The sequence below is a fragment of the Aeromicrobium terrae genome (genome assembly GCF_008039565.1).
In the GTDB taxonomy this organism is placed as follows: domain Bacteria; phylum Actinomycetota; class Actinomycetes; order Propionibacteriales; family Nocardioidaceae; genus Aeromicrobium; species Aeromicrobium terrae.
Genome location: NZ_VDUX01000010.1, coordinates 16,653 through 29,530 on the forward strand (window position 1 = coordinate 16,653; position 12,878 = coordinate 29,530).

A 12,878-nucleotide genomic window follows, 5' to 3' on the forward strand; every position below is an offset into this window, starting at 1 on the left:
CGCGGGCGCACTCGACCACCGGGTCTCTTTAATTCCGAGCTGCCAGCTTGGCCGCGCGGGCCTCGGTGATGTGGAGCAGCCGCAGCGCCGCGAAGCTCAGCGGGCCCGACGGCTGGAGCTTGCCCTCGGTGTAGGTGAAGGAGATGTAGCGACCCTTCCGGCAGCTGCGTGCGTTGACCGACAGCTGCGTGCCGTACGCGGGGAAGGAGACGACCTCGTACGTGCCCTTCTTGCGACCGTAGATCTCCGACATCAGGGAGAACATGTCGCAGGCCTCCCGGTCGGTGATCTTGTCCGTGCCGTGCCGCACCTTCTTCTTGGCGGCGAGCAGCCGCTTCAGGAACGTCTTCTTCTTGGCGGCGCCGGCGGCGATGGCCCGGTCGACCTGCTGCGGGACGCTCTTGGACCACTGCTGCGCCGACGTGACCACCACCGCGATGAGCGTGGGGGTGGGTGCCTGCAGCGACTTCACCCACTTGCACTGGTACCCGCCGCGCGGGGCGTTGCCCGGCGCCACGACGTCGACCTTCGCGCCGGCGATCGACTTCCGCTCGGCGGACGTGAGCAGCTCGCAGGCCGGCGAGTCCTTCGCCGTCGGTCGCGGCGACGGCGACGACGCCGTGTCCAGGGGTCCGGGGTCCTTGGTCGGGGTCACCGGGGGGTCTCCCGCGCAGGCAGCCAGCACCAACGGGGCCAGCAGGGCGAGGACGAGCAGACGGAGACGCACCGGATGAATGTACCTAGTGGCTCATCGTCACAGGGCGAGACCGACGTACTTGGTCTCCAGGTACTCCTCGATGCCCTCGGCACCGCCCTCGCGGCCGAAGCCGGAGGCCTTCACGCCGCCGAACGGGGCGGCCGGGTTGGAGACGATGCCCTGGTTGATGCCGATCATCCCGGTCTGGATCTTCTCGTAGACGCGGACGACGCGGGAGACGTCGCGCGTGTAGGCGTAGGCGACGAGCCCGAACTCGGTGTCGTTGGCCAGCTCCAGTGCCTCGTCCTCGTCGCGGAACGTGATGATCGGTGCGACCGGGCCGAAGATCTCCTCACGACGAAGGCGGGCGTCCTCGGCGATGCCGGTCAGGACGGTGGGCTGGTAGAACCAGCCGTCGCCCTCGACGGCCGAGCCTCCGGTGAGGACCTCCGCGCCCTTGCCCACGGCGTCGTCGACGAGCTCGGCCACCTTGTCACGCTGCTTCTCCTCAACGAGCGGGCCGACGTCCACGCCGTCCTCGGTGCCGCGCCCGACGGTCAGCCCGCCCATCCGGTCGGCGAGCTTCTGTCCGAACTCCTCGGCCACCGCCTCGTGCACGATGAACCGGTTCGCGGCCGTGCACGCCTCGCCGATGTTGCGCATCTTCGCGAGCATCGCGCCGTCGACAGCCGCGTCGACGTCGGCGTCGTCGAACACCAGGAACGGGGCGTTGCCGCCGAGCTCCATCGAGACACGCAGCAGCCCCTCCGCGCTCTGCTCGACGAGCGTGCGGCCCACCTCGGTGGAGCCGGTGAACGTCAGCTTCCGCAGCCGCGGGTCGCGGATCAGCGGCTCCATCACGTCACCGGTGCGCGACGTGGTGACGACGTTCAGCACGCCGTCCGGGAGCCCCGCGTCGGCGAGCACCTGCGCGAGCCAGAGCATCGTGAGCGGCGTCAGCCCGGCCGGCTTCACGACCATCGTGCAGCCCGCCGCGATGGCCGGTCCGATCTTGCGCGTGCCCATGGCCAGGGGGAAGTTCCAGGGCGTGATCATCAGGCACGGGCCGACCGGTTGCTTCAGCGTCAGCAGCCGCGTGGCGCCGTTGGGGGCGGTCGAGTAGCGGCCGGCGATGCGCACGGCCTCCTCGGAGAACCAGCGGAAGAACTCGGCGCCGTAGGTGATCTCGGCCTTGCTCTCCGTGATGGTCTTGCCCATCTCAAGCGTCATCAGCAGCGCGAGCTCGTCGGCCCGCTCGGTGACGGACTCGAACGCCGACCGGAGGATCTCGCCACGGTCGCGGGGCGGGGTCGCGGCCCAGTCGGCCTGCGCGGCGACGGCCGCGTCGAGGGCCGCCGTGCCGTCCGCGACGGACGCGTCGGCGACCTCCACGAGCACCTCGCCGGTGGACGGATCGTGCACCGGGAACGTCGCGCCGCCCTCGGCGTCACGCCACGCACCCCCGATGAACAGCTGCGGATGGACCCCGTCGACGACTGACTTCTCGCTCATCGTGCGAGCGTATAACCGGCCCTGTCAGGCGGCCCGTCGTGCCTTGAGGTGGGTCCAGACGAACCAGGCGACCGCCGCGACGACGACCACGACGAGCAGGTACTTGAGGATGTTCGCGTACTCCTCGACCTTCTCCCAGTTGGAGCCGAGCTGGTAGCCCGCGACGATCCAGATGGTGTTCCAGATCAGGCTGCCCGCCGCGGTCCAGAGCGTGAACCGGGCGACGCCCATCGCCTCGACGCCGGCCGGCACGGACACGAGGCTGCGCACCGCCGGCACCATCCGGCCGAAGAAGACCGCGGCCGAGGCGTTGCGGGCGAACCACGCCTCGCCCTTGTCGATGTCGCGGGCGGTGACCAGCGGAGCCTTCAGGAGAAGGGCCCGGGTGCGGTCGCGGCCGAACGCCCGGGAGAACGCGTACAGGGCGAGGGCGCCGACGACGCTGCCGATCGTCGTCGCGACGATCACCGCGACGAGCCCGAAGTTGCCCGGGATGCTGGCCGTGAAGCCCGCTAGCGGGAGGGCGACCTCGCTCGGCAGGAACGGGAAGAACGTCTCGACGGCGAGCACCAGACCGGCGCCGAAGAGGCCGAGGTCGCCCATCAGGTCGGCGACCAGACCGGTCAGCCCGTCGGTCGGCACGGCCGACGTCTCGGCGGCCAGGTCGGCCAGTATGGTCACGGCCATGAGCGTAACCGGCCACGGCAATCGCCCGACCGTGCTCACCCTGATGGCCGCCGCCTGTGCCCTCCTGGTGGTCGGCGCCTCGGTCGGATTCACCTCCTCGACCGACGACGCCCGCGAGCCCGTCCGGCGCGGCGCCTCGCCGTTCGCGACTCCGGCCAAGGCGCTCGACGTGGTCCCCGCCTCCTCACCCGTCGGGTCGGCTCTCGGCACCAGCCGGCGCCTGTACCGCAGCGCGCCCGTCGTCGTGGTCGCACCGTCCGCCGACCCGGCCGCCCAGGGCCTCGCGGCCAGGGCCGCGGAGCAGCTTCGCGCCCCGATGCTGCTGGACGGTCCCGACACCGCCGAGGAGATCGCTCGGCTGCAGGCCCGCCGCGTCCTGGCCGTCGGCGCCGTCCGGAAGCTGTCGGACAGCGTCGCGGTCGGCGCCACCAGCTCGGCCGTCGACGCCGCGGTCGAGAGCGCCCGGCGCGCCCATCGCGTGCCGTCACCGCAGGCCAACGACGTCATCGTGCTCACCCGCTCGGTCACCGCGAACCTCGCGGCCGTGACCACCGCGCGGAACGCCGGGGCGACCGTGCTGCCCGTCCCGGACGCCGATCCACGGTCGGCACCGCGCGCCGCGCAGGTGCTGCGCGACCGGCCGCGGACTCCGGTCATCGCGCTCGGCACACCGTTCGCCCGCAGCCTCGGCTACACGCTCTCGGTCGTCCGGGACGGCGCCACCCAGCCCGGCGGCGGATACCTGCTGTTCCGGAACCGGCACCTCGTCGCGCTGTATGGGCACCCCGGTTCCGCGGCGCTCGGCGTGCTCGGCGAGCAGGGCGTCACGAAGTCGGTGCGCCGCGCCAAGGTCGTCGCGTCCCGGTACGCGCGGTACACCGACCGGCCCGTGGTCCCGACGTTCGAGCTCATCGCCACCATCGCGTCCGCCGGCGCGGGCAGGGACAAGGACTACTCGGCGGAGGCGTCGGTGAAGACGCTCAGGCCGTGGGTCGACGCCGCCCGCAAGGCCGGCATGTACGTGATCCTCGACCTGCAGCCGGGTCGCAGCGACTTCCTGAAGCAGGCCAAGCGGTACCGGTCGCTCCTGCGCGAGCCGCACGTCGGCCTGGCCCTCGATCCGGAGTGGCGGTTGAAGAAGGAGCAGAAGCCGCTGCAGCAGATCGGGTCGGTGTCGATCGGTGAGGTGAACCGCACCAGCGACTGGCTGGCCCGGCTCACCCGGAAGTACCGCCTGCCGCAGAAGGCGTTCGTGCTGCACCAGTTCTCCACCTCGATGATCCGGAACCGCTCGCGACTCGTGACCACGCATCCCGAGCTCGCCACCGTCGTGCACGTCGACGGCCAGGGCACCCAGGGCGAGAAGATGGGCACCTGGAAGGCGATCCGCCGCGGTCTCCCCGACGGGGTCGCGTTCGGCTGGAAGAACTTCTACGACGAGGACAAGCCCATCCGCTCACCCCGCAAGACCTGGGCGGTCCGCCCTCGACCCGACCTGATCACGTACCAATGAGCCCCTGGGTCCTGCACGTCGATCTCGACCAGTTCCTGGCCGCCGTCGAGATCCTGCGGAACCCCGAGCTGGCCGGCAAGCCCGTGATCGTCGGCGGGCGCGGCGACCCGAACGAGCGGGCCGTCGTCTCCACCGCGTCGTACGAGGCCCGTGAGTTCGGCGTCCGCTCCGGCATGGCGCTCAAGATCGCGATGCGCAAGTGCCCCGGCGCGATCCTGCTGCCGGTCGACCGGCCCGTCTACGAAGCGGCGTCCGCGCAGGTCATGGCGACGCTGAAGGCCATGCCCGGCGCCGTGGTGGAGGTGCTCGGCTGGGACGAGGCGTTCGTCGGCGTCGACACCGACGACCCGGTCGCGTACGCGCACGACATCCAGGCGGCCGTGCTCGCGGCGACGTCGCTGCACTGCTCCGTCGGCGTCGGCGACACCCTCGTCCGGGCGAAGGTGGCGACCGACTACGGCAAGCCGCGCGGCGTCTACGTGCTCACGGCGGACACCTGGCTCGACCTCCTGGGCGACCTGCCGACGGACGCCGTCTGGGGCATCGGCCCGCGCATCCGCGACCGGCTCGCCGACCTCGGCTACGCCACGGTGCGCGACCTGGCGGCGGCCGACGACGAGGCGCTCGCGGCGGAGTTCGGTCCGACCACCGGACCGCACATCGGACGGCTCGGGCGTGGCGAGGGACGCCGGACCGTCGACGACACCCCGTGGGTGGCGCGGGCGCACGGCCGCGAGACGACGTACCAGCAGGACCTGGTCGGCCGCGACGAGGTGGAACCGGCGCTGCGCGAGCTCGCCGACGCGGTGGTCGAGGACCTGCGCCGCGAGGGCCGCGCCTGCATGCGGGTGCACCTGAAGATCCGGTTCAAGCCGTTCTTCACCGTGAACCGGTCGCGGAAGCTGTCCGAGCCGACGTCGGACCCCGCCGTGATCGCCGCGACCGCGCTCGCCCTCTACGACCGGCTGGAGGACGACCGGCCGGTGCGCCTGCTCGGCATCCGCAGCGAGATGGTGCCGCCCGAGGGCGGGTACTGACCGAGGCTGCGGGCCAGCGGCGGGATCATCACCGCCGCCGCCACGAGGTGCAGCACGACGAGGGTGCCGGTCGTGCCCGCGTCGGCCGGCGCCAGGACCGGCGGCACGAGCGAGAGCGCCGTCAGTGCCGCGGCGACCCGGACGAAGAGCGTCGCCGGCCTGGCGCTCCACCGCCGGAGCGCCGCGGCGATCGCCACACCGACGAGCGAGAAGACGCCGGTCACGAAGGCCACGCCGGACACCGGGATCGAGTCGCCGGCGTCGGAGATCACGAAGCCCACACCGGCACCACGGGCCAGCGCCGCGCCGAGGGCGGTGGCCGCCATCGCGGCGACCGTGGCCAGCACGCCGGTGCGGATCGTGGTCCTCATGCCCGCTCCTCGACCAGGCGCTCGGGCAGCCCGAGCGACGGGAACCGGTCGGCACCGAAGATCGTGACGTCGGTGATCGCGCCGCCGACGATCCGCAGCACGTCGAGGGTCAGCGCCGTGAACGCGTTCTCCTGCTCGCTCCACAGGTAGAAGGCGACCGCCGGCTGCCGGTTCACCGCGGTCGGAACGCCGCGAAGCCCCTCGAGGCTGGTGAATCCGTCCGCGACCCAGTCGGCCAGGACGGCGTCGCGGCCGAGCCGGACCCCCGGCGTCGGCGGCATCGCGCTGCGCACGTCGTGCCGCAGCATCGACGTGATGCGGTCCAGGTCGGTGGCCACCGTGGCGTCGGTGAACCGGCGCACCAGCTCGCGCGCCTCGGCACCTTCGTCACCGTCGGTCCAGTCCTGCCGCTCGGTCGGCAGGTGCTCCCGGAGCCCGGCCCGGGCTCGCTGCAGGGCGCTGTTCACCGAGTTCACCGAGTCACCGAGCAGCTCCGCGACGTCCTTCGCCGGCCAGCCGACGACGTCGCGCAGGATCAGCACGGCCCGCGGTCGCGGAGCGAGGTGCTGGACCGCGGCCAGGTACGCGAGCTCGATGGTCTCTCGCGCGACGGCGACGCTCTCCGGCTCGTCGGCCTCGTCCGCCGGCAGCTCGTCGAGCAGCCGGTCCGGGTACGGCTGGAGCCACGGCACCTCACCGCCGGACGCGGGCTGCGGTCGACGCGTGGCGAGCAGGTCGAGACAGGTGTTCGTGGCGATGCGGTAGAGCCAGGCCCGGAACGTCGACCGACCCTCGAAGGTGGCCCGCTTCCGCCACGCACGCAGAAGCGTCTCCTGCACGGCGTCCTCGGCGTCCTCGAACGAGCCGAGCATCCGGTAGCAGTGCACGTGCAGCTCGCGCCGGTGGCGGTCGGCCAGTCCGGCAAAGGTCGGCTCGTCGACCGTGCCCAGGTCGCCCACGACCAGCTCCTCCCGCCGCGTGTCCGTCATCATCGCGTGATCCTTTCGTCGCCGTCACAGGTATGACGGCGACGAGCGGGGAAACTCATCACTGCGCCGGACGCGGCGCGGGGACTCAGCCGTAGAAGTCGCCGGCGGCGGCACCGGCGGAGGCGTCGGACTGGCGCGTCATGGGCATGAAGCGCGAGTAGTGGCCCTGGAACACCGTGGTGACGACGCTGGTGGGGCCGGAGCGGTTCTTGGCCAGGATGAGGTCGGCCTCGCCGGGTCGCTCGGACTCGCCGCCGTCGTGCATGTCGGGCCGGTTGAGCAGCAGCACGATGTCGGCGTCCTGCTCGATGGATCCGGACTCGCGGAGGTCGGAGAGCTGCGGCCGCTTGTCGGTGCGCTGCTCCGAACCACGGTTCAGCTGGCTGATGGCCACCACGGGGACCTCGAGCTCCTTGGCGAGCAGCTTGATCTGGCGGGAGAACTCCGAGACCTCGACCTGGCGGTTCTCCACCCGCTTGCCCGACGTCATCAGCTGGAGGTAGTCGATGACCAGCAGGCCGAGCCCGTGCTGCTTCTTGATCCGCCGGGCCTTGGACCGGATCTCCGGCATGGTCATGTTGGGCGAGTCGTCGATGGTGATGGGCGCGCTGTTCACCTTGGCCATCACGCGGCTGACGCTCGACCAGTCGGCGTCGGACATGCCGCCGCTGCTGCGCATGTGGTGGATGTTGACCTTGGCCTCGGCCGAGAGCAGACGCATGGCGATCTCGGCGCCCGTCATCTCCAGGCTGAAGATGGCGGACGGGACGTCCTGCTTGATGGAGGCGGCGCGGCAGAAGTCGAGGCCGAGCGTGGACTTGCCGACGCCGGGTCGGGCGGCGACGACGATCATCTGGCCGGGCCGGAAGCCGGTGGTGAGGCGGTCCAGGTCCGGGAAGCCGGACTCCAGGCCGGCGAGCTCGCCGACGCGGGTCTGGATGGCGTCGATCTCCTGGATGGTCTCCGGGAGGAGCTCGCCGATGACGCGGTAGTCCTCGCCGGCCGACGAGCCGTCGACGTCGAGCACCTCGGCGTGGGCGCGGTCGACGATCTCGGCGATCTCGCCCTGCTCGGACCAGCCGTACCCGGCGATCTTCTGCCCGACCTCGATGAGGCGGCGCAGGATGGCCTTCTCGCGGACGATCTCGGCGTAGAAGTCGGCGTTGGACGCGATGGGGACGCCCGCCACCAGCGTGTGGAGGTATGGCGCACCGCCGACCCGAGCCAGCTCGCCCTGGCGCTGGAGCTCGGCGGCGACGGTGATGGCGTCGGCCGGCTCGCCGCGCGAGGCGAGGTCGACGATGGTGTCGAAGATGGTCTCGTGCGCGGGGCGGTAGAAGTCGCGGCCCTGGAGGACGTCGGAGGCCGGGTCGATGGCCTGCTTCGACAGGAGCATGGCGCCGAGGACGCTCTGCTCCGCCGCCAGGTCCTGCGGAGGAACCCGGGCCGAGCCGTCGTGGTCGGGCTCGGCGCCCGCCGCGTAGAGATCCGCGACACTCACGAGCTCGGTCCTCCTCTCCATGCACAGGACGCTAGGCGTCCTGACTGACATTTCCCCCTGGCGACGTACGCCCGACGCACGACACTAGGTCCGCTCGGGGCCTGGGCTGAAGACGCCGGTGCACAAGGGGTGTGTGCAACGCTGGGTCGGCCCGTGGAAAACCCCGGCCAGGATGTGCACAGCACGTGGACCCAGCTGTGGACAGACATCGTTCCGACTTGGCCACATGGGTTCTGACCTGCGGAGATGCGCTCCACATGATGTGGAGCCAAGAAAGTTCGCGATGATCTCAGCGGGCGGACGCCGCGGGATCGACGTGTCGACTTCTCGACCGGTTTCCACAGGCGTTCCGAGGGCCCGGGTGGTTGTCTGGACGCATGGACACCCTCGAGTACGCGCCCGGCCGGGCCGTCGACGTCCACCCGGGCGGCACCCGCGGCCACGTGCTGGTCTGGCACGGTCGCGGGCCGAACCAGCGGCCCGCGCTCGTCACGCTCGGGGCGCTCGTCGCCGAGCACGGCCTCACCGTCGTGGTGCCCGACTGGAGCTCCGAGGAGCGCGACGGCGGACGGTCCGAGCTGCTGGCGTCGCTGCGGTTCACTCGTGACCTGATGGAGCGCGACGGGGCGGACCCGGACGCGCTCACCCTCGTCGGCTGGTCGCTCGGCGGGGCCGCGGCCGTCGGCGTCACCTTCGCCACCGACCGGCTCGGCGTGGGCGTGGCTCACGTCGTCGGCCTCGGCAACGGTGGCTACCGCGGTGACGAGCCGATCTCGGGCGGACCGATCCCGGCCGAGGTGCCGCGCGACGTCGACCGCCCGCCCTTCACCCTCCTCCACGGCGTCGCCGACGACATCGCGCCCGTGGCGGGTGCTCGCGCGTTCGCCCAGCAGCTGGAGCAGCAGGACTGGCCGGTCGAGCTCGTCGAGCTGCCCACCGACCACTGGGGCATCGTCGGCACCACCTACGACGCGGCCACCGACGTCTGCTCGCCGGCCGACGACGACGCCACCCGCCGCGTGGTGCAGGACGTGGCCGACCGGATCGCGGCGGCGGCGCTCAGTCGCGCGTCGCGCTGAAGCCGGCCCGTGTGTAGTCGGGCTGCTCGAACGTCGCGGCGCCGTAGTTGACCACGCCGGGCCGCACCACCATCACCGTGGGCACGACCGCGAGCGGCAGGACGACCGCGGCGTCGTCGAGGCGGCCGTCGAGCTTCTTCACGAGCGCGGCCTGCTTCTCCCGGTCCAGCTCCTCCGAGGCGTCGGACCACAGCGGGTTGAGCGACTTGGGCGTGACTCCCGTGTAGTTCTGGGGCGAGTCGATCGGGCGGAACCGGGGCTCGGCGGTCTCGACCGGGAACGGCGAGCCCGACCACGTGAACGTGACCAGGTCGAAGTCGAGCGGCACGACGGTGCCGGCGAAGAAGGTCTCCCCGTCGACGGTCGGCGTCTCCACGGTGATGCCGATCTTGGCCAGGTCGGTGACGATCCGACGAGCCCGGGCCGTGGCCGTGGGCGTCTCGGACGGGACGGGCATCGTCAGGGTGAGCGGGCGGCCCTTCTTGAGCGCCTTGCCGTTCTCGAACGTGTAGCCGGCCTTCAGCAGGAGCGCCTCCGCCCCCTTGCGGTCGGGCTTCGGAGCCTTCCCTTCCGGGTACCCGGGCTGGACCGGCAGGAGCACGTGGCTCAGCATCGGCAGCCCCGGAGCGTTCACACCGGCTCCCACCGACGCCGCGGCGGCCGGCCGGTCCAAGGCCTTCGCCACGGCTCGACGGACGTCGACGTCACGCAGCGGGCCGCGCCCGCCGTTGAGCGTGAGGTGCGTCCACTCGCTGCCGGAGGCGCGCTGCACCGACCCCTTGCCCGTGACCGACCGGTACGTGGAGGAGTCGACGCGCACGACGTCGAGCTCGCCGGCCACGAACGCCGCCGCCTGCACCTGCGGCGTGGCGATGCGCCAGACGATCCGCTCCAGCTTCGGCTTGGCGCCCCACCACTTCGGGTTGCGGGTCTCCTCGACCGTGCCGGTCTTCTCGTCGATGGACGACACCGTGAACGGACCGTTCGACGAGACCGCCTTGTCGCGGAAGCCCTCGTTGAACAGCTGGGGCGACGTCGACACGTTCTCGGCCAGGCGCGGGTACACGTACTTCGGCCAGTCGGACCGCTGCTCGTCGAACGTGATCGTGTACCGGAAGTCGCCGTCGGGCTCGACGGACTCGATGTCGTCCCACCCGTCGGTGCTCGCCACCTGCAGACCGGGGACCTGGCCGCTCATCGCTCGCCAGAACGCGACCATGTCGGCGGCCGTGATGGAGGATCCGCCCTCCCAGACCGCCTTCGTGTTGAGCTCGACCTCGACCGTCAGCGGGTCCTCCTCGACGACGCGCACCGAGCGCGCGTAGTCGCGGTCGACGGTCCAGCCGCCGTCGGCGGTGATCCGGACCGCTCCACCCGTGGTGGGACCCAGCAGCGTCGCGGCGTCGGGGGTGGCGCCGTCGGCCTGCACCGGGTTGAAGTTGCTCGGCAGCGACGCGACTGCCAGCCGGAGCGTGCCGCCGTCCCGCACCTGGGCCGGAGGGGCCTTCACCCATGCCGTGGCCGGCAGGGCCCGGCTGACACGTCCGCCGCCCTCACCGTCGTCCATCCGGTCGAGCAGCACCCGGCCGCCCAGGACCCCCGCCACGACGACGGCGAGCGCGAGCACGCCGAAGCCGATCCGGAACAGGGTCCGGTGCATGTAGTAGACGACGCGGAGTCGATGCATGGGAGTGGGAGTGTCCGAGGACGACAAAGGGCCCGGAAGAACTCCCCCCGGGCCCCGTGTCGAACGGGATCTACTTGCCGGCCACCACGTTGAGCCGCACCTGCGCGCGGACCTCGGGGTGGACACGGACGGCGACGTCGTGCGCGCCGAGCGTCTTGATCGGGTTGCCGACCTCGATGCGACGCTTGTCGACCGTGACACCCGTCGCGGCGAGCGCGTCGGCGATGTCGGAGACGGTGACGGCGCCGAACAGGCGGCCGGACTCGCCGGCGCGGACGCTCACGTTGACCGCCTCGGCCTCGAGCCGGCCCTTGATCTGCTGGGCCTCCTCGAGGTCGTGCACGGCGTGCGCGGCGCGGGCGGCCTTGATGGACTCGACCTGCTTGGCCCCGCCCTTCGTCCAGCGGATGGCGAAGTTGCGCGGGAGCAGGAAGTTGCGGCCGTAGCCGTCCTTGACGTCGACGATGTCGCCGGGTTCACCGAGGTTCGTGACCTCGTGCGTGAGGATGAGCTTCATGCGTCCTGCTTTCAGCGGTTGCTCGAGGTGTAGGGCAACAGCGCCATCTCGCGGGCGTTCTTGATGGCCTTGGCGATGAGGCGCTGCTCCTGGACGGTGACACCGGTGACCCGGCGGGCGCGGATCTTGCCGCGGTCGGAGATGAACTTGCGCAGCAGCGCGGTGTCCTTGTAGTCGATCGTGGTGACGCCGGCGGCCGCGAGCGGGTTGCTCTTCTTCTTCGGCTTCCGGACTACGGGCTTGGGCATTGCTTACTCCTTGTGGAATGTGGTCTCGATACGCCGCTCGTTCCTCGCGGCTACTCGACCACCGAAAATTTGTGTCAGAAGGGGGGCTCTTCGGTGGAGCCGCCGCCACCCCAGGCGTCGTTACCGCCGGACTGCTGCGGTGCGGCCGGCTGCTGGCCGCCCCAGGCGCTGGCGTTGCCGCCGCCGCCCTGGCCGCCACCGAAGTCGCCGCCGCCACCGCCACCGCCGCCGCGGCTGGTCTTGGTGACCTTGGCCGTGGCGAACCGCAGCGAGGGGCCGACCTCGTAGACGTTCATCTCGACGCTCGTGCCCTTGGAACCGTCCTGACGCTCGTAGTTCCGGATGTTCAGGGCGCCGTGCACGATGACCTGCTGGCCCTTCTGCAGGGACTCCGCGACGTTCTCGGCGATCTGGCGCCAGACGGAGCACCGGATGAACAGCGGCGTGCCGTCCTTCCACTCGTTGGTCTGCCGGTCGAACGTGCGAGGCGTCGAGGCCACGGTGAAGTTCGCCACCGGCGCACCGGAGGGGGTGAACTTCAGCTCGGGGTCGTCGGTGAGGTTTCCGATGACGGTGATGACGGTCTCGCCTGCCATGAGAGTGCCTTTCGAAGGGGCCGTTCTGGGTGGTCGGTCTTCAGTGAACCGCAGGGCGTGGACATGTGCGAGCAGATGTCCACACGACTGGCGCGGTCCTTACTTCACGTCGGGACGCGTGACCTTGGTGCGGACGACCGACTCGTTCAGCGTGAGCTGACGGTCGAGCTCCTTGACGGTCGTGGGCTCGGCGGTGAGCTGGACGACGGCGTAGATGCCCTCGGCCTTCTTGTTGATCTCGTAGGCCAGCCGGCGCTTGCCCCAGACGTCGACCTCCTCGATCGAGCCGCCGTCCTGGCGAACCACGTTGAGGTAGGTGTCGAGACTCGGAGCGACCGTGCGCTCATCGAGGTCGGGGTCGAGGATGACCATCACTTCGTACTGACGCAACGACAACGTGCGCCCTCCTTCGGTCTGAACGGCTACGGACGGTCCGCAGCAGGA

14 protein-coding genes are annotated in these 12,878 nt (G+C 71.2%); 3 read left to right on the top strand and 11 right to left on the bottom strand.

Features of this window, described 5'->3' with window-relative positions; all coding sequences use genetic code 11:
* Window positions 1–28: 28 nt before the first annotated feature.
* From FHP06_RS15570 to FHP06_RS15580, 3 genes are read right to left on the bottom strand one after another with little or no spacing between them, the layout of a single operon-like run.
* Window positions 29–727, bottom strand: coding sequence for a hypothetical protein (locus tag FHP06_RS15570; RefSeq protein WP_147687788.1), 699 nt, complete (start codon window positions 725–727; stop codon window positions 29–31).
* A gap of 27 nt (window positions 728–754) precedes the next feature.
* Complete coding sequence (locus FHP06_RS15575; RefSeq protein WP_147687790.1) at window positions 755–2,209, bottom strand: NAD-dependent succinate-semialdehyde dehydrogenase; 1,455 nt, start codon at window positions 2,207–2,209, stop codon at window positions 755–757.
* 24 nt (window positions 2,210–2,233) lie between these two features.
* Window positions 2,234–2,890, bottom strand: a complete 657-nt coding sequence (locus FHP06_RS15580) for a DedA family protein (RefSeq protein ID WP_230973544.1) — start codon at window positions 2,888–2,890, stop codon at window positions 2,234–2,236.
* Between the two features lie 4 nt (window positions 2,891–2,894).
* Between FHP06_RS15580 and FHP06_RS15585 the strand changes: the two genes are divergently transcribed.
* Window positions 2,895–4,409 carry a hypothetical protein gene (locus FHP06_RS15585; RefSeq protein ID WP_222706512.1) on the top strand — a complete coding sequence of 505 codons (1,515 nt, stop codon included), beginning with the start codon at window positions 2,895–2,897 and terminating at the stop codon, window positions 4,407–4,409.
* Window positions 4,406–5,446, top strand: a complete 1,041-nt coding sequence (locus FHP06_RS15590) for a DNA polymerase IV (RefSeq protein WP_147687794.1) — start codon at window positions 4,406–4,408, stop codon at window positions 5,444–5,446. Before FHP06_RS15585 ends, FHP06_RS15590 begins: the two co-directional genes overlap by 4 nt.
* Here the strand turns inward: FHP06_RS15590 and FHP06_RS15595 are convergent.
* The 3 genes from FHP06_RS15595 to dnaB form a co-directional block, all read right to left on the bottom strand.
* Complete coding sequence (locus FHP06_RS15595) at window positions 5,365–5,817, bottom strand: DUF6069 family protein (RefSeq protein WP_187271973.1); 453 nt, start codon at window positions 5,815–5,817, stop codon at window positions 5,365–5,367. The genes FHP06_RS15590 and FHP06_RS15595 overlap by 82 nt on opposite strands.
* Window positions 5,814–6,809 (bottom strand): RNA polymerase subunit sigma-70, encoded by a 996-nt coding sequence (locus tag FHP06_RS15600; protein WP_147687796.1) that lies wholly within the window; start codon window positions 6,807–6,809, stop codon window positions 5,814–5,816. The genes FHP06_RS15595 and FHP06_RS15600 overlap by 4 nt, the downstream gene beginning before the upstream one ends.
* 82 nt (window positions 6,810–6,891) lie before the next feature.
* Complete coding sequence (dnaB, locus tag FHP06_RS15605) at window positions 6,892–8,307, bottom strand: replicative DNA helicase (RefSeq protein ID WP_230973545.1); 1,416 nt, start codon at window positions 8,305–8,307, stop codon at window positions 6,892–6,894.
* Between the two features lie 377 nt (window positions 8,308–8,684).
* On the opposite strand from dnaB, the gene FHP06_RS15610 reads away from it, so the two are divergent.
* Complete coding sequence (locus FHP06_RS15610) at window positions 8,685–9,386, top strand: alpha/beta hydrolase family protein (RefSeq protein ID WP_147687800.1); 702 nt, start codon at window positions 8,685–8,687, stop codon at window positions 9,384–9,386.
* On the opposite strand, the gene FHP06_RS15615 is transcribed toward FHP06_RS15610, so the two are convergent.
* From FHP06_RS15615 to rpsF, 5 genes are all read right to left on the bottom strand, one after another.
* On the bottom strand, window positions 9,367–11,073 hold the full coding sequence (locus FHP06_RS15615; RefSeq protein WP_147687802.1) for an ABC transporter family substrate-binding protein: 1,707 nt from the start codon (window positions 11,071–11,073) through the stop codon (window positions 9,367–9,369). The genes FHP06_RS15610 and FHP06_RS15615 overlap by 20 nt on opposite strands.
* A gap of 70 nt (window positions 11,074–11,143) precedes the next feature.
* Window positions 11,144–11,590 carry a 50S ribosomal protein L9 gene (gene rplI, locus FHP06_RS15620; RefSeq protein WP_147687804.1) on the bottom strand — a complete coding sequence of 149 codons (447 nt, stop codon included), beginning with the start codon at window positions 11,588–11,590 and terminating at the stop codon, window positions 11,144–11,146.
* Between the two features lie 11 nt (window positions 11,591–11,601).
* Entirely contained in the window at window positions 11,602–11,838 is a 237-nt protein-coding gene (gene rpsR / locus FHP06_RS15625) for a 30S ribosomal protein S18 (RefSeq protein ID WP_147687806.1), read from the bottom strand.
* A 74-nt stretch (window positions 11,839–11,912) separates the two neighbouring features.
* Complete coding sequence (locus FHP06_RS15630; protein ID WP_147687807.1) at window positions 11,913–12,434, bottom strand: single-stranded DNA-binding protein; 522 nt, start codon at window positions 12,432–12,434, stop codon at window positions 11,913–11,915.
* A 99-nt stretch (window positions 12,435–12,533) separates the two neighbouring features.
* Window positions 12,534–12,824: a 30S ribosomal protein S6 gene (gene rpsF, locus FHP06_RS15635; protein WP_147687835.1), complete on the bottom strand. Its 291-nt coding sequence runs from the start codon at window positions 12,822–12,824 to the stop codon at window positions 12,534–12,536.
* Window positions 12,825–12,878: the final 54 nt, after the last annotated feature.

Coding starts and splice junctions, on each gene's coding strand:
- FHP06_RS15575 (WP_147687790.1), bottom strand. CDS start 2,209: ATGAGCGAGAAGTCAGTCGTCGACGGGGTCCATCCGCAGCTGTTCATC.
- FHP06_RS15585 (WP_222706512.1), top strand. CDS start 2,895: ATGAGCGTAACCGGCCACGGCAATCGCCCGACCGTGCTCACCCTGATG.
- FHP06_RS15590 (WP_147687794.1), top strand. CDS start 4,406: ATGAGCCCCTGGGTCCTGCACGTCGATCTCGACCAGTTCCTGGCCGCC.
- FHP06_RS15595 (WP_187271973.1), bottom strand. CDS start 5,817: ATGAGGACCACGATCCGCACCGGCGTGCTGGCCACGGTCGCCGCGATG.
- FHP06_RS15600 (WP_147687796.1), bottom strand. CDS start 6,809: ATGATGACGGACACGCGGCGGGAGGAGCTGGTCGTGGGCGACCTGGGC.
- FHP06_RS15610 (WP_147687800.1), top strand. CDS start 8,685: ATGGACACCCTCGAGTACGCGCCCGGCCGGGCCGTCGACGTCCACCCG.
- FHP06_RS15615 (WP_147687802.1), bottom strand. CDS start 11,073: ATGCATCGACTCCGCGTCGTCTACTACATGCACCGGACCCTGTTCCGG.
- rplI (WP_147687804.1), bottom strand. CDS start 11,590: ATGAAGCTCATCCTCACGCACGAGGTCACGAACCTCGGTGAACCCGGC.
- rpsR (WP_147687806.1), bottom strand. CDS start 11,838: ATGCCCAAGCCCGTAGTCCGGAAGCCGAAGAAGAAGAGCAACCCGCTC.
- FHP06_RS15630 (WP_147687807.1), bottom strand. CDS start 12,434: ATGGCAGGCGAGACCGTCATCACCGTCATCGGAAACCTCACCGACGAC.